General features: G+C 62.8%; 20 protein-coding genes. 10 read left to right on the forward strand and 10 right to left on the reverse strand.

Going from position 1 to position 20904, the window contains the following annotated elements:
* Positions 1 to 350 precede the first annotated feature (350 nt).
* The 4 genes from dnaA (at position 351) to PZ897_RS09350 (ending at position 5154) form a co-directional block, all read left to right on the forward strand.
* A complete protein-coding gene (dnaA, locus tag PZ897_RS09335) occupies positions 351 to 1808 on the forward strand; it encodes a chromosomal replication initiator protein DnaA (RefSeq protein WP_275751913.1) in 1458 nt (485 codons plus the stop codon).
* Between the two features lie 219 nt (positions 1809 to 2027).
* On the forward strand, positions 2028 to 3146 hold the full coding sequence (gene dnaN / locus PZ897_RS09340; protein ID WP_275751914.1) for a DNA polymerase III subunit beta: 1119 nt from the start codon (positions 2028 to 2030) through the stop codon (positions 3144 to 3146).
* Positions 3147 to 3209: 63 nt separating this feature from the next.
* Positions 3210 to 4358, forward strand: coding sequence for a DNA replication/repair protein RecF (recF, locus tag PZ897_RS09345; protein ID WP_275751916.1), 1149 nt, complete (start codon positions 3210 to 3212; stop codon positions 4356 to 4358).
* 37 nt (positions 4359 to 4395) lie between these two features.
* Positions 4396 to 5154: a molybdopterin-synthase adenylyltransferase MoeB gene (locus PZ897_RS09350; protein ID WP_275751918.1), complete on the forward strand. Its 759-nt coding sequence runs from the start codon at positions 4396 to 4398 to the stop codon at positions 5152 to 5154.
* 93 nt (positions 5155 to 5247) lie between these two features.
* Here the strand turns inward: PZ897_RS09350 and PZ897_RS09355 are convergent, their stop codons facing one another.
* A complete protein-coding gene (locus PZ897_RS09355; RefSeq protein WP_275751920.1) occupies positions 5248 to 6252 on the reverse strand; it encodes a D-glycerate dehydrogenase in 1005 nt (334 codons plus the stop codon).
* A gap of 267 nt (positions 6253 to 6519) precedes the next feature.
* On the opposite strand from PZ897_RS09355, the gene PZ897_RS09360 reads away from it, so the two are divergent.
* Positions 6520 to 7083 (forward strand): SH3 domain-containing protein, encoded by a 564-nt coding sequence (locus PZ897_RS09360; RefSeq protein WP_275751922.1) that lies wholly within the window; start codon positions 6520 to 6522, stop codon positions 7081 to 7083.
* A 162-nt stretch (positions 7084 to 7245) separates the two neighbouring features.
* On the opposite strand, the gene ilvD is transcribed toward PZ897_RS09360, so the two are convergent.
* On the reverse strand, positions 7246 to 9078 hold the full coding sequence (gene ilvD / locus PZ897_RS09365) for a dihydroxy-acid dehydratase (RefSeq protein ID WP_275751924.1): 1833 nt from the start codon (positions 9076 to 9078) through the stop codon (positions 7246 to 7248).
* 319 nt (positions 9079 to 9397) lie between these two features.
* Entirely contained in the window at positions 9398 to 9829 is a 432-nt protein-coding gene (gene irrA / locus PZ897_RS09370) for an iron response transcriptional regulator IrrA (protein ID WP_275751925.1), read from the reverse strand.
* A 237-nt stretch (positions 9830 to 10066) separates the two neighbouring features.
* Between irrA and fabA the strand changes: the two genes are divergently transcribed.
* The 3 genes from fabA (at position 10067) to fabI (ending at position 12693) form a co-directional block, all read left to right on the forward strand.
* The gene (fabA, locus tag PZ897_RS09375; protein WP_275751927.1) at positions 10067 to 10582 is read left to right on the forward strand and encodes a 3-hydroxyacyl-[acyl-carrier-protein] dehydratase FabA; all 516 of its coding nucleotides are present in this window, start codon (positions 10067 to 10069) and stop codon (positions 10580 to 10582) included.
* A gap of 72 nt (positions 10583 to 10654) precedes the next feature.
* Entirely contained in the window at positions 10655 to 11878 is a 1224-nt protein-coding gene (fabB, locus tag PZ897_RS09380; RefSeq protein WP_275751929.1) for a beta-ketoacyl-ACP synthase I, read from the forward strand.
* A gap of 5 nt (positions 11879 to 11883) precedes the next feature.
* Positions 11884 to 12693 carry an enoyl-ACP reductase FabI gene (fabI, locus tag PZ897_RS09385; RefSeq protein ID WP_275751931.1) on the forward strand — a complete coding sequence of 270 codons (810 nt, stop codon included), beginning with the start codon at positions 11884 to 11886 and terminating at the stop codon, positions 12691 to 12693.
* A 226-nt stretch (positions 12694 to 12919) separates the two neighbouring features.
* On the opposite strand, the gene nth is transcribed toward fabI, so the two are convergent.
* Positions 12920 to 13666, reverse strand: a complete 747-nt coding sequence (gene nth, locus PZ897_RS09390) for an endonuclease III (protein WP_275751976.1) — start codon at positions 13664 to 13666, stop codon at positions 12920 to 12922.
* Positions 13667 to 13774: 108 nt separating this feature from the next.
* On the opposite strand from nth, the gene PZ897_RS09395 reads away from it, so the two are divergent.
* Together PZ897_RS09395 and PZ897_RS09400 are read left to right on the forward strand one after the other, a co-directional pair.
* Positions 13775 to 14245, forward strand: a complete 471-nt coding sequence (locus tag PZ897_RS09395; protein ID WP_275751933.1) for a DUF2244 domain-containing protein — start codon at positions 13775 to 13777, stop codon at positions 14243 to 14245.
* A 77-nt stretch (positions 14246 to 14322) separates the two neighbouring features.
* Positions 14323 to 15195, forward strand: a complete 873-nt coding sequence (locus PZ897_RS09400) for a bifunctional helix-turn-helix domain-containing protein/methylated-DNA--[protein]-cysteine S-methyltransferase (RefSeq protein ID WP_275751935.1) — start codon at positions 14323 to 14325, stop codon at positions 15193 to 15195.
* 43 nt (positions 15196 to 15238) lie between these two features.
* On the opposite strand, the gene PZ897_RS09405 is transcribed toward PZ897_RS09400, so the two are convergent.
* The 6 genes from PZ897_RS09405 to PZ897_RS09430 form a co-directional block, all read right to left on the reverse strand.
* A complete protein-coding gene (locus PZ897_RS09405; protein WP_275751936.1) occupies positions 15239 to 15919 on the reverse strand; it encodes a hypothetical protein in 681 nt (226 codons plus the stop codon).
* A 4-nt stretch (positions 15920 to 15923) separates the two neighbouring features.
* Positions 15924 to 16559, reverse strand: a complete 636-nt coding sequence (locus PZ897_RS09410; protein WP_275751937.1) for a 2,3-bisphosphoglycerate-dependent phosphoglycerate mutase — start codon at positions 16557 to 16559, stop codon at positions 15924 to 15926.
* A gap of 29 nt (positions 16560 to 16588) precedes the next feature.
* Positions 16589 to 17419, reverse strand: coding sequence for a 4-hydroxy-tetrahydrodipicolinate reductase (gene dapB, locus PZ897_RS09415; RefSeq protein WP_275751939.1), 831 nt, complete (start codon positions 17417 to 17419; stop codon positions 16589 to 16591).
* Positions 17416 to 19197: an ABC transporter ATP-binding protein gene (locus PZ897_RS09420; protein WP_275751978.1), complete on the reverse strand. Its 1782-nt coding sequence runs from the start codon at positions 19195 to 19197 to the stop codon at positions 17416 to 17418. Before PZ897_RS09420 ends, dapB begins: the two co-directional genes overlap by 4 nt.
* Positions 19198 to 19346: 149 nt before the next feature.
* Positions 19347 to 20372 carry a glucokinase gene (locus tag PZ897_RS09425; RefSeq protein ID WP_275751940.1) on the reverse strand — a complete coding sequence of 342 codons (1026 nt, stop codon included), beginning with the start codon at positions 20370 to 20372 and terminating at the stop codon, positions 19347 to 19349.
* Positions 20373 to 20439: 67 nt separating this feature from the next.
* Positions 20440 to 20817 (reverse strand): methylglyoxal synthase, encoded by a 378-nt coding sequence (locus PZ897_RS09430; protein WP_275751942.1) that lies wholly within the window; start codon positions 20815 to 20817, stop codon positions 20440 to 20442.
* Between the last annotated feature and the right edge of the window lie 87 nt (positions 20818 to 20904).

The following is a 20904-nucleotide window of genomic DNA, read 5'->3' on the forward strand; positions in this document are numbered from 1 at the left end:
TGCAAACTCAAATAAAACCTTCGGTTGCACGGGCGCACTGTCGTCCTGCAGTGAAGTGTTGGCTGGCGGAACACGGGTTCCGGCGGAACGATGAAGTTATGTCCGATCCGGCGTTACGAGGCCGCCAGCGGGCAACACAGAGGAGGACACCAATCGCGGGGGCAACCGCACATAGTCTGCGCCAGGCCATGATGGTCGGGGCGCCTACCCAAATGTGGCAATCAGGGAATACAGCGGCGATGCAAACAAACATGACAACAGCGCGTAAAGCGGCACAATGGGGCGCACAGGATCCTGGCGCCCAACCGCTCGGCGGGGATGTTTGCCCGACGACTGACAAGGGGGCGAACATGAACAAGAGCTCGAAAGTCTTCGACCGCGTTATGACGCGCTTGAAGGCTCAGGTTGGACCGGAGGTTTTCACCAGCTGGTTCGGGCGGCTGAAACTGCAATCCGCATCCAAGAGCGTCGTCCGCCTGTCGGTGCCGACCGCCTTTTTGAAGTCCTGGATCAACAACAAGTATCTGGACCAGATCAGCGCCTTGTTCAGCGAAGAGGATGCCGACATCCTCAAGGTCGAAATTGTTGTACGGTCGGCGACACGGGTCAACCGGCAGGCCAGCGAAACCGAGACCGAAACACCGGCAAACCCGGTCAACACCCAGCAGACTCCGGCGGCAGCGCGCAAGGAATCGCACCTGACAGTGAAGGGCGTGGGGGCGCATCTTTCAGGCTTCGCCAGGGCGCCACAGGCAGCCAATGCCGTCATCGGCTCGCCGCTTGACCCGCGCTACAGCTTCGAGAGCTATGTCGAAGGCTCGTCCAACCGGGTGGCGCTGGCTGCGGCCAAGACCATTGCCGAAGCAGGCACGGGATCGGTTCGCTTCAATCCGCTGTTCATCCATTCCAATGTCGGGCTGGGCAAGACCCATCTGCTGCAGGCGATCGCCGCTGCGGCCAGCCGTCATGCGCGCAATCCGCGGGTGGTCTATCTGACTGCCGAGTATTTCATGTGGCGCTTCGCCACCGCCATTCGCGACAATGATGCGCTGTCGTTCAAGGAATCGCTGCGCAACATCGACCTGCTGGTCATCGACGACATGCAGTTCCTGCAAGGCAAATCGATCCAGCACGAATTCTGCCATTTGCTCAACATGCTGCTTGATTCAGCCCGTCAGGTCGTTGTCGCGGCAGACCGCGCGCCCTGGGAGCTGGAATCGCTGGACCCGCGTGTCCGCTCCCGGCTGCAGGGCGGCGTCGCCATCGAAATCGAGGCGCCCGACTTCGAGATGCGGCACGAAATGCTGCGTCAGCGGCTGGCCATTGCCCAGATCGAGGACGGCTCGCTGGATATCAGCGACGACATTCTGGCGCATGTGGCGCAGAACATCACCTCAAGCGGACGGGAACTGGAGGGCGCGTTCAACCAGCTTCTGTTCCGCCGCAGCTTCGAGCCCAACCTGACGCTGGAGCGGGTCGACCAGCTGCTCGGCCATCTGGTCAATGCCGGTGAGCCCAAGCGCGTGCGCATCGAAGACATCCAGCGCGTGGTGTCCCGCCATTACAACGTCTCACGCCAGGAGCTGGTCTCCGACCGGCGGACCCGCGTCATCGTCAAGCCGCGGCAGATCGCGATGTATCTGGCCAAGACCATGACGCCGCGGTCGTTCCCGGAAATCGGCAGGCGCTTCGGTGGCCGCGACCACACGACCGTGCTGCACGCCGTGCGCAAGATCGAGGGGCTGGTCAATGCTGACACCAAGCTCGGGCACGAAATCGAGCTGCTCAAGCGGCTGATCATCGAATAGTCACCACTTCGAACGAATTATCCCCAGAATCCCGGCCCGGCTGAAAAAGTCCGGGCCGGTTTTGGTTGCATATCAGGGGTGGAATCTGCCACTTTGCTTGCCCGGGCCCGGCGCACCCTGCGCCACAGACAAGGCCAGGCCGGGCAAAAGCCTGACAAGACAGAATTTGAAAGGCCCTCGCCTCGCGGCGTGGGCCCCAAGCCAAGCGGTAGCCAGATCATGCGTGTCACCCTCGAGCGTTCCAATCTTCTCAAGTCACTCAACCACGTGCATCGCGTGGTCGAACGGCGCAACACGATACCGATCCTGTCGAACGTGCTGCTCAAGGCCGAGGGCGCCACGCTCGACATGAAGGCGACCGATCTGGATCTGGAAATCACCGAGGCGACACCGGCGATGATCGAGCAGGCAGGCGCCACCACGGTGCCGGCGCATTTGCTCTACGACATCGTGCGCAAGCTGTCGGATGGCTCCCAGGTGCTGCTGTCGACCGATACCGAGGGCGGATCGATGACGGTGGCGTCCGGCCGGTCGAAATTCTCGCTGCAGTGCCTGCCGGAATCGGATTTTCCGGACCTGACGGCGGGCGCCTTCAGCCATACATTCCGCCTGCCTGCGACACAGCTCAAGATGCTGATCGACCGGACCCAGTTTGCGATCTCGACGGAAGAGACCCGCTACTACCTGAACGGCATCTTCGTGCACACCATCGAGAGCGAAGGCGCCCTGAAGCTGCGGGCTGTGGCCACCGACGGCCATCGTCTGGCGCGCGCCGATGTGGACGCTCCTTCGGGTTCGGAGGGCATGCCCGGCATCATCATTCCGCGCAAGACCGTGGGCGAATTGCAAAAGCTGGTCGACAACCCCGATGTCATCGTGACGGTGGAGGTCTCCGACGCCAAGATCCGCTTCACCATCGGCTCGGTGGTGCTGACCTCGAAACTGATCGACGGCACGTTTCCCGATTATCAGCGGGTGATCCCGACCGGCAACGACAAGGAACTGACCGTCGAATGCCAGTCCTTCGCACAGGCCGTCGACCGGGTATCGACGATCTCGTCGGAACGCGGGCGCGCGGTCAAGCTGGCCATTGCCGAGGGGCAGCTCACCCTGACGGTCAACAATCCGGATTCGGGCAGCGCCACCGAGGAGCTGGCGGTCGGCTATGACCGCGAGCCGCTGGAGATCGGCTTCAACGCCAAATACCTGCTCGACATCACCAACCAGCTGTCGGGGTCGGATGCCGTGTTCATGCTCGCCGATCCGGGCTCGCCAACGCTGGTGCGCGACACCGCCGGCGATGATGCGCTGTATGTGCTGATGCCGATGCGGGTGTAGCCGCACTTGGCCGCGTGTGCCGGGCCAGGCTACCGGCCGCAATGCGGTTGAGCGGAGACCAGCATGGCCCCCAAGGTACACATCCAGCGACTGAAACTTTCCGGATTCCGCAATTATGCGCGCCTGTCGCTTGAGCTTGACCAGCGCCACGTGGTGCTGGTCGGCGACAATGGCGCCGGCAAGACCAATCTGATGGAAGCGCTGTCGTTGCTGACGCCTGGCCGCGGCATGCGGCGCGCGTCCTATGGCGACATGATCAAGGCCGCATCCGGTTCGGACAGCGGCTTCAGCGTTTTCGCCAGCCTGGAAGGCATGGCCGGGCCCGTGGATATCGGCACCGGCGTGGACGGCGGTGAAGATGGCGGCGGACGCCGGGTGCGGATCAACGGGGCGCCCGCGCGATCTATCGAAGAGCTGCTTGAACATTTGCGGCTGTTGTGGCTGACACCGGCAATGGACGGGCTGTTTACCGGGCCGGCGGGCGACCGGCGCCGGTTCCTGGACCGGCTGGTGCTGTCGGTGGACCCGGCCCATGGCGGGCGGGCGCTGACCTATGAACGCGCCATGCGCAGCCGCAACCGCCTGCTGTCGGAAGCCCGGCCCGATCCGGCCTGGCTTGACGGGCTGGAGGCGCAGATGACCGAGCTCGGCGTGGCGATGGCGATGGCGCGCAATGAAGTGGTCAGCCTGCTTTCGGGCCTGATCGAGGAGAATTCCGCGCACAGCGTGTTTCCGGCAGCGACGGTGCGGCTTGACGGCTTTCTCGACGGCGAGGCCCTGTCATCGGCCAGCGACATGGAAACCGCCTTCGCCGACCTGCTCAGGTCCGGGCGGGGCCGGGATGCAGCGGCCGGGCGAACCCTGTCGGGGCCGCACCGGTCCGATCTGATTGTGCACCACCGGGCCAAGGCGATGGCGGCGGCGCTGTCTTCGACCGGCGAGCAAAAGGCGTTGCTGATCGGCATCGTGCTGGGTCACGCGCAACTGGTGCGCGCCATGACCGGCCACGCGCCGGTTCTGCTGCTTGACGAGATTGCCGCCCATCTCGACCAGGGCCGCCGGGCGGCGCTGTTCGATCTGATCGAGGCGCTGGAGTGCCAGGCTTTCATGACCGGGACCGATGCCCAGATGTTTGCGACACTGGGAACCCGCGGCCAGATCTTCACGGTGACCGACGGGAGTGTTACACCGCTGAGCGACCCGACCGGCTGAATCTAGCCGATCGCGGCGCCGCTGGGGAGATTTGCCGATGAACGAGACGCCTCTCGACCAGGATGAAGTGGCGCGCTACGCCCGACACATCGTGCTGCGCGAGATCGGCGGCGCGGGGCAGCAGCGGCTGAAGGCGGCCCGGGTGCTGGTGCTTGGCGCCGGCGGTCTGGGCTCGCCGGTGCTGAGTTATCTGGCCGCAGCCGGTGTCGGGCTGCTGGGGGTGGTTGACGACGATCTGGTGTCGCTGTCGAATCTGCAACGCCAGATCCTGCACGACACCGGCACCATCGGCATGGCCAAGACCGAAAGCGCCAAACGGACGCTCGGCCGGCTCAACCCGCACACGCGGGTGATTGCGCACCAGATGCGGCTTACCGCCGACAACGCCATCGATGTCCTGACTGCCTATGACATGGTGGTTGACGGCTCGGACAATATCGAAACCCGCTACCTGCTGGCCGACGCTTGCGAGACCTTGAATATTCCGCTGGTGATGGCGGCGGTGGGACGCTTTGACGGGTCGGTGACCGTGCTCACCCCCTACGACACCGGCGCTGACGGCAAGCCCTGCCCGCGTTACCGCGACCTGTTTCCGCAAGCGCCGCCGCCGGGGCTGGTGCCGAGTTGCTCGGAAGCGGGGGTGGTGGGCGCGCTGACCGGGGTGATCGGCACGCTGGAAGCGATGGAGGCGATCAAGCTGATCACCGGCGCGGGAGACCCGCTGATCGGCCGGCTGCTGCTTTACGACGGGCTCAATGCCAGCTTCCAGACCGTGCGCTACGGCCGCAAGGGTTAGGTCGGGGCAGTCTCCTTGCACCCACCGAGTTTTCCATCTGCGCCACGGCAAGCCGCGAGAACAAACGTAAACTGTCGCCGATTTGCGCGACTCTCAGTCTCGCAACGGCAGCACCCGGTCGGGCGGACGATGGCCGTCGAAGAAGGTGCGGATGTTGATGATCACCTTGTCGCCCATGTCGATACGGCCCTCGATCGTGGCCGAGCCCATGTGCGGCAGCAGCACCACCTTGCCTTCCGATGCGAGCTTGACCAGACGCTTGTCGACCGCAGGCTCGTGCTCGAACACATCAAGGCCCGCACCCGAGAGCCGCCCCTCGCGCAACGCCTTGATCAGAGCGTCCTCATCGATGATCCCCCCACGGGCGGTGTTGACGATATAGGCGCCCGGCTTCATCAGCTGCAACCGGCGCGCCGAGAGCAGATGGAAGGTGGCCGGCGTCGAGGGGCAATTGACGGAGACGATGTCGACCCGCGCCAGCATCTGATCGAGGCTGTCCCAATAGGTGGCCTCAAGCTGATCTTCGGTGGCCTCGTCGACGCGGCGGCGGTTGTGATAGTGGATCGAGAGGCCGAAAGCCTTGGCGCGGCGGGCGACGGCGGTGCCGATGCGGCCCATGCCGATGATGCCGAGGCGCTTGCCACCAATGCGGTGGCCCAGCATCCAGGTCGGCGACCAGCCCTTCCAGACGCCGCCATTGCCGACGATGACATTGGCGCCTTCCGTCAGCCGCCGCGGCACGGCGAGCATCAGCGCCATGGTCATGTCGGCGGTGTCATCGGAGAGAACATTGGGCGTGTTGGTGACTGTGATGCCCTTTTTCTGCGCCGCGTCGACATCGATATTGTCGACGCCGTTGCCGAAATTGGCGATCAGCTTCAACTGCGGCCCGGCCTGCTCGATCAGAGCGGCGTCAATCCTGTCGGTGACGGTGGGCACCAGCACATCGGCCGACCGCATGGCGGCCACCAGCTCGGGCTGGCTGCGCGCTTCGTCGGTGATGTTGAGTTCGGCATTGAAAAGCTCGCACATGCGCGTTTCGACCGCGTCCGGAAGGCGGCGGGTGACGTAGACCTTGGGTTTTTTTCTGTTTTGCATCTTGTTGGGGTCCGGCGTTGAGAGCTCTTTAACCAAACGGGGCGATAGTGGTGAAAGCGTTATGCTTTTCTAACAGACCCTCCGGCGATGACAATCCAGAGCGCCGGGATTGCTGATTAAAAAGCAGCGCGGGTGCGCGCGCCGAAACCGGCTGCGGCACGCGCAGCAACGCACCCGGCCGTTCCGCCCGCCGCGATGGCGCGAGGCGAGGCCGGCAACCGCAATCAGCGGCGCTCTGTCCCGGCGCCCCAGCAAAAGGTGTAAGTCATGCGTCGCCTTTCCCTTTTCACCGCAGCCTGTCTGGCCCTGACCGGGCTGACGTTGAGCCCGATGCTCGGTTCCGGTTCCGATCTCGGGTCGAGCGCCCATGCCCAGGGCGCCGCCAAGGGCCCGAGCGGGCTGCCCTTGCCACGGTTTGTCAGCCTCAAGGCCAAGCGGGTCAATCTGCGCGTCGGTCCCGGTCGCGATTACGCCGTGGCCTGGCTCTACACCAGGTCAGGCGTGCCGATGGAAGTGATCCAGGAATATGACAACTGGCGCCGGGTGCGCGACGCCGAGGGCACCGAGGGCTGGGTCTACCAGTCGCTGCTGTCGGGAGAGCGCACGGCCATCACCGCACCGTGGAGGATGGGCGAAAAGCCCGAGAGCTTCATCAACATGCACCGCGAGGCGCGCAGCAATGCCAATGTCGTCGCCCGGCTGGAGCCCGGTGTGGTGGTGGTGGTTCAGGGCTGCGATGGCGACTGGTGCGAAGCCCAGGCAGATGGCACCCGCGGCTGGCTGCCGCAGAACGAGATCTGGGGCGCTTACCCGGGCGAAGCTTTCAAATAGACAGGGCTTCGCCCCCTTCCGCACATGCGCGCAAGAAAAGCGGCTTTCACCCCGGCACTGACTGGCGTTTGCAGTTCCTGACACCGGATGGGTCGGCCATCGGCAGGTGTTTCGCCGTTCACCGACCATGGACCGTCTGCAACCTTCACGCCTGTTGACCGCCTAAAGAATGCGCACGGCCCCCTTTGATGCACTGCTGGTCATCGCCGCATAGGCTTTCAGCGCGGTCGAGACGGCGCGTTTGCGCGGCTTGGACGGCGTCCACCCCTCGGCCTCGCGCCTGGCGCGGCGATCGGCCAGCGTCGTCTCGTCGACGGCCAGATGAATGCCGCGGTTGGGGATGTCGATTTCGATGATGTCGCCGTCTTCAACCAGACCGATGGTGCCGCCCTCGGCCGCTTCCGGCGACACGTGGCCGATGGACAGCCCCGACGATCCGCCGGAGAAGCGGCCATCGGTGACGAGCGCGCAGGCTTTTCCCAATCCCTTGGATTTGAGATAGCTGGTCGGATACAGCATCTCCTGCATGCCGGGACCGCCGCGCGGTCCCTCGTAGCGGATCAGCACCACCTGGCCGGGCTTGACCTTGCCGGTCAGGATGTCGGAAACGGCATCATCCTGACTTTCAAAGATCTTGGCAGGCCCGGAAAACTTGAGGATCGACTCGTCGACGCCTGCGGTTTTGACGATGCAGCCATCCTCGGCCAGATTGCCGAACAGCACGGCCAGGCCACCGTCTTGCGAAAACGCATGCTCGGCGTTGCGAATGACGCCGCCGGCGCGGTCCAGATCGACGCTGGTATAGCGGCGCGATTGCGAAAAGGCGGTCTGCGTGGGCACGCCGCCAGGGGCTGCACGGTAGAATTCATGCACGGCTTCGTCCGACGACTGCACCACGTCCCATTTCTTCAGCGCGTCTTCCAGGGTCTTTTCGTGGATGGTCCCCACCGATGTGTCGAGCAGTCCTGCCCGGTTCAGCTCACCCAGAATCGCCATGATGCCGCCGGCGCGATGAATGTCTTCCATGTGCACATCTGCCTTGGCAGGGGCGACCTTGCACAGCACCGGAACGCCGCGCGACAGCCGGTCAATGTCCGCCATGGTGAAATCGACCTCGCCCTCATGGGCAATGGCCAGCAGATGCAGCACGGTGTTGGTCGAGCCGCCCATGGCGATGTCCAGCGTCATGGCGTTCTCGAACGCGGCAAAAGAGGCGATCGAGCGCGGCAGAACGCTGGCGTCATCGCCTGCATAATATTGCTTGGCCAATCCGACGATCCTGCGCCCGGCCTCCCGAAACAGATATTCCCGATCGGAATGGGTTGCCAGCGTCGAGCCATTGCCCGGCAGCGCCAGGCCCATCGCCTCGGCGAGGCAGTTCATCGAATTGGCGGTAAACATGCCCGAGCAGGAGCCACAGGTGGGGCAGGCTGCGCGTTCGATCGAGGCCACATCCGCATCGCTGATGCTGTCATCGGCGGCGGCCACCATGGCGTCGACCAGATCCAGGGCCTTTTCGCTGCCGTCCTCCAGGATCACCTTGCCGGCTTCCATCGGGCCGCCGGAGACGAAGACCACCGGGATGTTGAGCCGCATGGCCGCCATCAGCATGCCCGGCGTGATCTTGTCGCAATTGGAGATGCAGACCATCGCATCGGCGCAATGGGCGTTGACCATGTATTCCACCGAATCGGCGATCAGCTCGCGCGACGGCAGCGAATAGAGCATGCCGTCATGGCCCATGGCGATGCCGTCATCGACGGCGATGGTGTTGAACTCCTTGGCGACGCCGCCGGCCTTTTCAATCTCGCCTGCAACCAGTTGCCCCAGATCCTTGAGATGCACGTGACCGGGAACGAACTGGGTGAACGAATTGACCACCGCAATGATCGGCTTGCCGAAATCGCCATCCTTCATGCCGGTGGCCCGCCAGAGCCCGCGGGCGCCTGCCATGTTGCGGCCATGGGTGGATGTTCTCGAGCGATAGGGCGGCATGATGTCTTCCTCATTGGGCCTCCGGAACAAGCGCGGTCGGGCGCGCCCGGTGCGGGAGCATAGATTCGTGCAAATGCTAATAGTCGGAAATCAATGGCATTTCCAGAGCAGCCGGGGGCCGGTCCGAATCAGATGGTACCCATCTGAAACGAAAAGTCAGCCCTCGGGCGAGCGACCCGGCATGGTGAATCTTGCGGATTGGCTGAAACCGCCCGTCAGGATCGCATCAACCAGGGCAAGACAACCTGCCGCTCCATCAGCGCTGCATTGCGGTTGTGGTGACGAAGGCGGGACCAGTTCGCCGCGCGTCGGGGACCGGTCAGCGCTTCTGGCGCACCCGGATGACCACGTCGACATGGGAAATCTCCATGCCCTCGGGCGCCTCGGGAAGATCGACGACCGACAGGTTGCCGACCGGGATATCGAGCACTTCATTGGTGCCCTCGACCACGAAATGATGGTGATCGGAGACATTGGTGTCGAAATAGGTCCGGGCGGTTTCCAGCGACAGCACCCGCAGCAGGCCGGCCTCGGTGAACTGGTGCAGCGTGTTGTAGACGGTGGCCAGCGAGCAGGAGCAGCCAATGCCGGAGGCTTCCTCGTGCAGTTCTTCGGCCGTGAGATGCCGGTCACCCTTGGCAAACAGCAGGTCGGCCAGCGCAATGCGCTGCCGGGTCGGGCGCAGGCCTGCCTCGCGCAGGCGCATGGCCGCTTCACGGTCGGCGGATTTTGATCTTTGTGCAACAGGCATGGTCTACGGCGTCCAATCGGCGGATGTCATCGGCTTCATATATCTTTTGTGGGCAATGCTTTCAATAGACACCCCTGAAAGCCACTTTCCCTACGGTCACCCCTTTAACTTACCGCCCTCATCCGATATTCGGAGTTGCCGCGCTGGCCGGTTTCGCCGCCACGCGGCTCTGTGCTAGCGTGCACGTGAATTATGGATGCCGCGCGGAAAGACGGCGAACGAGGAGACGCGTTTTACATGGTCGACAGGCAAGCGAGCTACAGCTACGAAGATATTCTCAAATGCGCCGAAGGGGAACTTTTCGGACCCGGCAATGCACAGCTGCCGCTGCCGCCGATGCTGATGGTGCACCGGATCACCGACATTTCGGAAACCGGCGGCGAATTCGACAAGGGCTATCTGCGCGCCGAATTCGACATCACCCCGGATCTGTGGTTTTTCCCCTGTCACTTCAAGGGCAACCCGGTGATGCCCGGCTGTCTTGGGCTGGACGGCATGTGGCAACTGACCGGGTTCTATCTCGGCTGGCTGGGCGAACAGGGCCGTGGCATGGCGCTGTCGACCGGGGAAGTGAAATTCAAGGGCATGGTGACACCGGACGTCAAATTGCTCGAATACGGCATCGATTTCAAACGCGTGATGCGCGGCCGGCTGGTGCTCGGCATCGCCAATGGCTGGCTCAAGGCCGATGGCGAGACGATCTATAACGCCACCGATCTGAAGGTCGGCTTGGCCAAGGACAAAACCGCCTGAGACATCCCGGATCGCGGCGTGGGGCTATCGCGCCAGGACAGACCAGGATTCTCTTCCAGAAAGGGCAGAAACATGAGACGAGTCGTTGTGACGGGCATGGGGATCGTATCCTCGATTGGCAACACTGCGGACGAAGTGACCGAATCACTGCGTCAGGCCAAATCCGGCATCAGTTTCAGTCAGGATTTCGCCGACCACGGCTTTCGCAGCCAGGTCTGGGGCGCGCCGACGCTGGACCCGACCGACATGGTCGACCGCCGCGCCATGCGGTTCTTGTCGCGCGGCGGGGCCTGGAACCATGTCGCCATGAAGCAGGCGATCGAGGACGCCGGGTTGACCGAGGCCGAAATCAGCGATGAGCGCACCGGCATTGTCATGGGCTCTGGCGGCCCGTCGACCCGGACGCTGATCGATGCTGCCGACATCACCCGCAAGAACGGCAGCCCGAAGCGCATCGGTCCGTTCGCGGTGCCCAAGGCGATGTCGTCGACCGCTTCGGCGACGCTGGCCACCTGGTTCAAGATCCACGGCGTCAATTACTCGATCTCGTCGGCCTGCTCGACCTCGGCGCATTGCATCGGCAACGCCGCCGAGCTCATTCAGTGGGGAAAACAGGACATGGTGTTCGCCGGCGGTCACGAAGATCTCGACTGGTCGATGTCCAACCTGTTTGACGCGATGGGCGCGATGAGTTCGAAATACAACGAGACCTCGCCAACCACCGCATCCCGCGCCTATGACATCACCCGCGACGGCTTTGTCATTGCCGGCGGTGCGGGCGTTCTGGTGCTGGAAGAACTCGAACACGCCAAAGCCCGCGGCGCCAAGATCTATGGCGAACTGACCGGCTATGGCGCCACCTCCGATGGCCACGACATGGTGGCGCCATCGGGCGAAGGCGCCGTGCGCTGCATGCGCCAGGCGCTGGCCTCGGTCAAGGGCCGGGTGGATTACATCAACACCCACGGCACCTCGACGCCGGTGGGGGATTCCAAGGAAATCAGCGCCATCCGCCAGGTCTTCGGCAATGACATGCCGCATATTCAGTCGACCAAATCGCTGACCGGGCATTCGCTCGGCGCAACCGGCGTGCAGGAGGCAATCTACTCGCTGCTGATGATGAAGGAGAACTTCATCGGCGAAAGTGCTCATATCACTGAGATTGACCCGGAATTTGACGGCGTGCCGATCGTGCGCTCGCGCATCGACGACGCCAAGATTGATACCGTTTTGTCGAATTCCTTCGGCTTTGGCGGCACGAACGCAACGCTGGTCTTTCAGCGTCACAACGGGTGATAAGCATGGACGGAATTATGAAAGGCAAGCGAGGCCTGATTATGGGCGTCGCCAATGATCACTCGATTGCCTGGGGCATCGCCAGGCAACTGGCCGAGGCCGGGGCAGAACTGGCCTTCACCTATCAGGGCGAAGGCTTTGGCCGCCGGGTAAAGCCACTGGCCGACAGCGTCGGCTCCAGGCTGGTGCTGCCGTGCGATGTCGAGGATGTGGCGACAGTCGACGCGGTGTTTGACCGGCTCAAGGCCGAATGGGGCACGATCGACTTCGTCGTCCACGCCATCGGGTTTTCCGACAGAAACGAGCTCAAGGGGCGGTATGCCGATGTGACCACGCGGGAGAACTTCTCCCGTACCATGGTGGTTTCGGCCTATTCGTTCACCGAAGTGGCGCAGAAGGCAGCCCCCTTGATGCGGGACGGCGGCTCGATCCTGACGCTGACCTATGGCGGCTCGATGCGGGTGATGCCAAACTACAATGTGATGGGCATCGCCAAGGCGGCGCTGGAGGCGATGGTGCGCTATCTCGCCGCCGATTACGGCCAGGACGGCATCCGCGTCAACGCCATCTCGGCGGGCCCGGTGCGCACGCTCGCCGGTGCCGGCATCGGCGATGCACGCGCCATGTTCAGCTACCAGAAGAAGAACGCGCCCCTGCGCCGCACCGTCGACATCGCCGATGTCGGCAAATCGGCGCTTTATCTGCTGTCGGACCTGTCCTCGGGCGTCACCGGCGAAATCCACTATGTCGATTCGGGCTTCAACATCACCTCGATGCCGATTGTCGAGGAATTGACCAAGGCTGACACCGCATAAGGTGCAGGGCTTGAGGTTGTGACGGACGTGAAAAGCCCCGGATTGCAGGATCCGGGGCTTTTCTCATGCCAGGGTCTGCAGCGATGACAAGGGCAGCTTCACCTGAGGCCGGCCGCAGCTGCCGCCTGCGGGTGATGCGCTCACCTCTGTAACGACCGGCTGACCGCCCAGCCGCAGGTCCTGACAACCTGTTGTCCGTCGCTCTCACCGCGCCGCCGCGTGCAGCCTACCGCGGCAACTCCACCAGCGGCGCGGGCACATCGACGGTCTTTTCGGGCGACTTGCAGATGTCGGCGATGACGCAGCGTTCGCATTCGGGTTTGCGCGCCTTGCAGCAATAGCGCCCGTGCAGGATCAGCCAGTGATGGGCGTGGAACAGATATTCGTCCGGAATGATCCTGAGGAAGGCGGCCTCGACCTCGTCGGGGGTCTTGCCCGGCGCGATCCGCAAGCGGTTGCCGATGCGCAGGACATGGGTGTCGACGGCCAGCGTCGGGATGCCGAAGGCCATCGACATCACCACATTGGCGGTCTTGCGGCCGACACCGGGGAGTGTCATCAGCTCCTCGCGGCTCTGCGGCACCTCGCCGCCATATTCATCGACCAGCCGTTGTGACAGCGCGATGACGTTCTTGGCCTTGTTGCGGTAAAGCCCGATGGTCTTGATGTGGTCGCGGACCTTGTCTTCGCCGAGCGCCAGCATTTTTTCGGGCGTATCGGCAATCTCGAACAAAGCCCGCGTCGCCTTGTTGACGCCGACATCGGTGGCTTGAGCCGACAGCGCCACGGCAACCACCAGCGTGAACGGGTTGACGTGATCGAGTTCGCCCTCGGGCTCGGGCCGCTGGATCGAGAAGCGGCGGAAGATCTCGTGGATCTCTTCGGCGCTGTAGGGGATCTTGCGACGGCGGGCGGCGGGCTTTGTCCTGGCCGCCGATTTGGCGCCGGCGGGCTTTTTTTGCGCTACCGGCATGGCAAGTGACATTTTGGCAGGCTTGGGGGTCTTGGGATTTTGCATTTTACTCCTATAATCTGTCCAGCCGCGCAATGGCAAACTTCTGCCGGAAACGGGAGAGCAGGAATGAACGACGAACCGCTGTTTGAAGCTGTGCTGAGCCCCTACCGCTCGCTGGGCCGGATCGGGCTGGTGGTGCTGATGACGATCACCAGCGTGATCACGGCCATCCACATGACGGTCTTCGCCAAGATTGGCGCCTGGCCGGTGTTCGGGTTTTTCGGGCTGGATCTGGCGCTGCTGTTTGGCGCTTTCTGGCTCAGCTACCGGTCGGGGCGAGCGCGCGAATTCATCCGCATGTCACGCCTCGATCTCAACATCCGCAAGGTCACCCCTTCCGGCCGCGCCGTCGATCACCAGTTCAATCCGTTCTGGACCCGGTTCACAATCTCGCGGCATGATGAAATCGGCATCACCGGCATGCAGGTCTCCAGCCGCGGACGACAGACCGAGATCGGCTCGTTCCTCAATCCCGATGACAAGGAAAGCTTTGCCTCGGCCTTTCAGCGGGCGCTGGCGACGGTGAAAAAACGCTAGATTATTGGTTGCAAGCGTCGCGTTTCGGGTGGCGAGACCCGACGGTGCGTGGTTGAGTGCACCCAAGGAGCCAGACCATGAACATGACCGCACAGCTTGACCGCGACATCACGCCGCAAGGCGACGACTACGATCTCGTCCGCAAGACCATCGAACGGATTTCGCTCGACTATCGGGCGCAGCCCTCACTGGAGGACATCGCTTCCGATCTCGGCATTGCGCCGGCAAAGCTGCAAAAGACCTTCAGCCGCTGGGCCGGCCTGACGCCGAAGGCGTTCCTGCAGGCGGTGACGCTCGATCACGCCCGCCGGCTGCTCGGCCATGAAGGCCTGCCGCTGCTTGACGCCAGCTATGAACTCGGCCTGTCAGGACCGGGGCGGCTGCATGATCTGTTCGTCACCCACGAGGCGATGAGCCCGGGTGATTTCAAGACCGGCGGCATCGGGCTTGAGATCAGCTACGGCTTTCACCCCTCGCCCTTCGGCACCGCCGTGGTGATGGCGACGGAGCGTGGTCTGTGCGGGCTGGCCTTTGCTGATCCGGGCGAGGAGGCCACAGCGCTCGAGGACATGACCAGGCGCTGGCCGGGCGCGCGGCTGACACAGGACCAGCAGGCCACCGGGCCCTATGTCGGACGGGTGTTCTCACCCGAACAATGGCGCGCCGACCGGCCCTTGCGTATCGTCCTGATCGGCACCGATTTCCAGGTGCGGGTGTGGGAGGCGCTGTTGCGGATTCCGCTCGGAACCGCCTCGACCTATCAGGATGTGGCGCGCGCCATCGGCAAGCCGACCGCTTCCCGCGCCGTGGGCGCCGCGGTCGGGCGCAACCCGATCTCCTTCGTGGTGCCGTGCCATCGGGCGCTGGGCAAATCCGGCGCGCTGACCGGCTATCACTGGGGCATCACCCGCAAACGGGCGATGCTCGGCTGGGAGAGCGGCTGCGTGTAGTCCGATGTCTAATTTCCAATTGGGTTGCTATTTCTAAGCTTTGTCATTTTTGGTATTTTCGGCTTTTTACAATTGAGAATAGAAATGGATATTCATCGCTATCGATAGAGTTTCGCGCCAAAATACTTTCGACTTTATGGCGCTCTATCAGCTCATGCGCTCTGCGACTTCCTTCGCGCGAAAAGTCGAACAACGACTCAGCCAATGCATTCAACTCAATGGCATCCAATATACGCTCCTGCACATACATTTTACTTTCCTGAATCACTTCCAATCTGGCATTCAAAATTTGAATTGTAGAAACGAGAGTCGACAATTTTATATTTATTTCAACATTTTCACTGTATTCAATTGATTCCCGCACCGCCTCCAGCACGCCTGAATCCAATGATGGTCTATCTCCGGCAAAACTTCCTTTTGCCCAAATCATCACTTTTTCCGTATAACTACAAACTTCGCTAAGAGCCAAAGACAAGACAGAACGGGAAGCGAACAGCCTCTTTTCGCGAGACCGCAAAAATTCTTCTCTGCTCGACCTAATCTGTTTCTGAATCACAGTAACCGTGGCTATCGCCCCCAAAAGAGCAAGACCACCCGAAGCCAACGTTGTCCACTCCCCTTCGGAAAACTCTCTGTTGAAGAGAATCAACAAGAAGAGCATGACCGGTGCAGCGAGCATCAAGCCTATAATGAGTCCGGGAACGACATTATCATCGCCCTTCATGTCTTCAGTGCGCCTTGGACATATCCCCCAGCACCTCTTTCGAGGCGACGGTGGAATCGGCGTTGAGCCTGTAGACCATCGGCACGCCGGTGGCGAGATTGAGGCTGACGATCTCTTCACGCGACAGCCTGTCGAGAATCATCACCAGCGACCGCAGCGAGTTGCCATGGGCTGCGACCAGCACGGTCTCGCCGCGCAACACGCGCGGCAGGATCTCGGTCATGTAATAGGGCCAGACGCGGGCGCCGGTGTCTCTCAGGCTTTCGCCGCCGGGCGGCGGCACGTCATAGGAGCGGCGCCAGATATGGACCTGCTCTTCGCCCCATTTGGCGCGGGCGTCATCCTTGTTGAGGCCGGCCAGATCGCCGTAATCACGCTCATTGAGCGCCTGGTCACGGATCACCGGCAGGTCGGTCTGGCCGGTGCCGTCCATGATCAGATCCAGCGTGTGCTGGGCCCGGATCAGCACCGAGGTGAAGGCGACGTCGAATGTGAGGCCGGTTTCTTTCAGGGCGCGCGCCCCGGTCTTGGCCTCTTCGATGCCGAGCTCGGTCAGGTCAGGATCCTTCCAGCCTGTGAACAGGTTTTTCAGGTTCCATTCGCTTTGGCCGTGGCGGACAAGGACGAGTGTTCCGGACATGATGACTTCCTTTATTCAAGCGGTTTGAATTAGTGGCCGGCAAGGCCAAGCACGTCGAGCATGGAGTAATAGCCGGGCTTCTGGTGGCGCGCCCACAGGGCTGCGCGAACGGCGCCGCGGGCGAAGATCGAACGGTCGGTGGCGCGATGGGTCAGCTCCACGGTCTCGCCTTCGCCGGCGAGAAGGACCGAGTGTTCGCCGACCACCGAACCGCCGCGCAAGGTGGCAAAGCCGATGGCGCCGTCAGGCCGGGCCCCGGTATGGCCGTCGCGGACCCGCACGCTATGCTGGTCGAGTGCGATGTCGCGCCCTTCGGCCGCGGCCTCTCCCAGAAGCAGGGCTGTGCCCGAAGGCGCGTCCACCTTGTGGCGATGGTGCATTTCCAGCACCTCGATGTCCCAATCGGCCGCATCCAGCGCTTTCGCCGCCTGACGCACCAGCACCGACAGCAGATTGACGCCGAGGCTCATATTGCCGGACTTGACAATGCGGGCGTGCCGGGACGCCGCTTCAAGCGGCGCTTCGTGGCTTGGCTCCATGCCGGTGGTGCCGATGACATGAACGATGCGGGCCTGGGCCGCAAGTTCGGCAAATTCGAGCGTCGCGGCGGGCGCGGTGAAATCAAGCACGCCTTCCGCCCGGGCGAAGGCCGGCAGGGCGTCGTCGGTGATGAGGATCTCGTTGGCGCCAAGACCGGCCAGCTCACCGCAATCGCGGCCAAGCATGTCCGAGCCCGGGCGTTCGATGGCGCCGGCAAGATGGACGCCCTCAATCCCGGCAATGGTGCGGATCAGCGCCTGTCCCATGCGGCCACCGGCGCCGACCACGACTAGACCCATGCTTCCCTTTGGCGCGCTCATCCGATGTCTCCCTTGATGTTGGCCTTTGCCTCGCTGGCCGGCTGATCCGTTCCGCCGCTTGCCTGAGTGTAGGCCTGCAGGCGTGCGTAAAGCCCGTCGCTGGCGGCTGACAATTCCGCGTGGCTGCCGACTTCGACCACGCGGCCCGCCTGCAGCACGACAATCCGGTCGGCACTGGCAATGGTCGACAGCCGGTGGGCGATGACCAGCACCGTGCGATCGCGCATGGCGCTTTCCAGCGCCTGCTGCACCGCCGCTTCCGATTCATTGTCGAGCGCCGAGGTGGCCTCGTCGAGAAGCAGGATCGGCGCATCCCGCACCAGCGCACGGGCAATCGAGATCCGCTGACGCTGGCCACCCGACAGATTGACGCCATTTTCGCCGAGCAATGTATCGTAGCCACGGGGTTGGCCCAGAATGAACTCGTGCGCGTTGGCAAGCCGTGCCGCGTCCTCGATCTCCGCATCCGTCGCATCGGGCCGGGCGTAGCGCAGATTATCGCGGATCGAGCCTTCAAACAGCAAGGGTTGCTGCGAGACATAGGCGATCTGCTGCCGCAGCGACTTTTTTGTCACCGTCGCGATGTCGGTGCCGTCGATCAGCACCTGGCCCGAGGCCGGATCATGAAACCGCGGCACCAGCGAGATCAGTGTGGATTTTCCGGCGCCGGAGGGCCCGACAATCGCCGTGGTCTGCCCGGCCTCGGCGGCAAAGCTCACAGCATCGAGCACGACATCGCTCTGGCCATAGCCGAAGCTGATGTTGCGGAACTCGATGTGACCGCCTGTGACCGAAATCGACACCGCATCAGGCCGGTCGCGCTGTGTCGGCTGCTCATCGAGGATCTCGTAGATCATCCGGGCATTGACGACCGCGCGCTCGAGACTGATCTGCAGACGCGCCAGCCGGCGTGCCGGATCATAGGCGAGCAGCAACGCAGTGATGAAGGAGAAGAACGCGCCGGGCAGAACGTCGCCATAGATCGAGCGGAACGCCGCATAGGCGATGACGCCGGAGATTGCCAGGCCGGCGACTGTTTCGGTCAGCGGCGATGTGCGCTCGGTCAGACGGGCGATGCGGTTGGAGCGTTCTTCCGCCGCCCGGATCAGCTCCGCCGTCCGTCCGCTGATCTGCTCTTCCATCGTAAAAGCCTTGACGATGGTGATGCCCTGCACGGTTTCCTGCATGGCGCTGAGAACACGGCTGTTGAGGTCGACGGATTCGCGCGTGGCGCTTCTGAGCCGTTTGGAAATATAGCGCAAGGCAAGCAGCACCGGCGGCGCGCCGACGAAGACGATGATGGAGAGGATCGGATCCTTGGTGACCATGACGACCAGAAGCGCGATCAGCGTCAGCAGATCCCGCGCAAACGAGGTAATCGTCAGGTTCATGACATCGCGAATGCCCGCGACATTTTGGGAAATCTGGGCAGCGATCTGGGCCGACCTGGTGTCGCCCAGATAGCTCACGCCAAGCTCCATCAGATGGTCGACAAGACGTTGCTGATACCGGGCGACGAGATTGTTGCCGACCTGGGCCAGAGCCACGGCCTGCCCGTAGGAGGCCGCGCCGCGGACAACGAACGCCGCCAGCACCGCGCCGCAGATGATCCAGATGAGATCGGCGTTCTTCTTGGCAAAGGCCTCGTTGATGACCGCTTCCATGATCCAGGCCATGAAGGCGGTGGAGGCGGCGACCAGGACCAGACACACGGCCGCAAAAATATAGGTCTTGACGTAGTCACGGCCATTCTCACGGATGATCCGGCGGATCACCATCGTCAGTGATTCCACATCCTGCTTGATGTTCTTGCTGCGCGCCACGTCTCATTATCCTGTCAAGCGCTCCACGAGGAGCACTGCCATAATCAGGCAGGCGTTTCCTGCGCTGTTGCTGGGCGCTCTATAGCGGGTTGAAAGCTGTTTGCCTACGCTTTCCAGCGCCGGCCTTCTGTCGCAACCCCGAAACGGATCGGCGTGCGGGCATAGGCGGCAAGCCCCGAAAGCGCCGCCAGCGGATGGGTAATGACGAATGTCGGGATCGTCCCGAGCAGCTCGGAATGCGGCGCCTTGTCCTCAAAGGCCGCCCGGAAATGCGGCTGCCGCAGTGCCGGAAGGATTTTCTGGGCGATCCCGCCGGCCAGGAAAACACCGCCACGGGCCATGAAGATCAGCGCCAGATCGCCCGCGACGCGCCCGAGATAGGTGGCAAACAGCTCGATTGTCTCCACGGCGGCGGAATCCCGGCCCTGCGACCAGAGCGCCGTCACTTCCGCCGGATTTGCCGCGACCGGTTCGGTGCCGTTGGCCTTGCTGACCGCGTGGTAGATATTCATCATGCCGCGTCCGCACAGCACTTGCTCGGCAGATATGCGGCCCTCGATCGGCTCGTAGAGCGGAAAAAGTTCGTAATCGCGAGCGGTGCGCGGTCCGATGTCGATATGGCCGCCCTCGCCGGGAACCGGAAACCAGGTGTGACGCGCATGCACAAGACCGGACACACCAAGACCGGTGCCGGGCCCGACCACGACACGGGACAGCGACGGATGGGTTTCCCCCGGGCCGACTTTTTCCAGATATTCGGGCTCGAGCGAGGCGGCAGCCAGGCCCTGGGCTTCGAAATCATTGATGACCTCGACATGCTCGAAACCGAGATCGCGAATCATTCCCTTCGGCTGGATCACCCAGTCGCAATTGGTCAGATGAATCTCGTCGCCCTTGATCGGGCCTGCCACCGCGAGAATGGCCGAGCGGGGCTGCAACGAGGTCTTGTCCAGCACGCCGCTCTGGATCGCCTCGTCGATGGTGGCGAAATCGGCCGTTGCCAGGATCGGAAACTCCTTGGGCTCGGCATAGGCATCGAGCAAGATGGCAAAGCGCGCATTGGTGCCGCCGATGTCACCAATCAGCACAGGAAAGAAGGTAAAGGTGTCGGGGTCATTGTGGGTGGGCATGCTCTGGTTCCCGTCGGGCTTGGCCTGGTTGCGGCGCCGCAAACGAGCGCCGGGTGAACACCGCTGTCTAGCTGACCGCTTTGAGCAGGGTTTCAGCGGTAGCGCGATTGAGCGCCATAGGAATATCATAGACGATGGCAAGCCGCATCAGCGCCTTGACGTCGACGTCATGCGGCATGGCCGTCAGCGGATCGACGAAAAAGATGACAAGGCTGATATCGCCGGTGGCGATCAGCGCGCCGATCTGCTGGTCGCCCCCCAGCGGGCCGCTCTTGAGCCGCCTGACTTCGAGCCCGGGGCACGCCGCGGTGATGCGTTCGCCTGTCGTTCCGGTGGCGACAATTGGAAACCGCGACAAGGCAGGCTGATGCGACCTGGCAAATTCGGCCAGATCGTCCTTTTTCTGATCATGCGCAATCAGGGCAATGGCTTTAGGGTCAGTCATGGCGGTCCATTCACTGCTGGAACCCGGTTCTGTCGTCCGTACTTCCATTTCAATCGATTTGAACCGTCCCTCTATACCGTGTTGGCC

It is taken from the genome of Hoeflea sp. YIM 152468 (assembly GCF_029210485.1).
Lineage (GTDB): Bacteria > Pseudomonadota > Alphaproteobacteria > Rhizobiales > Rhizobiaceae > Hoeflea.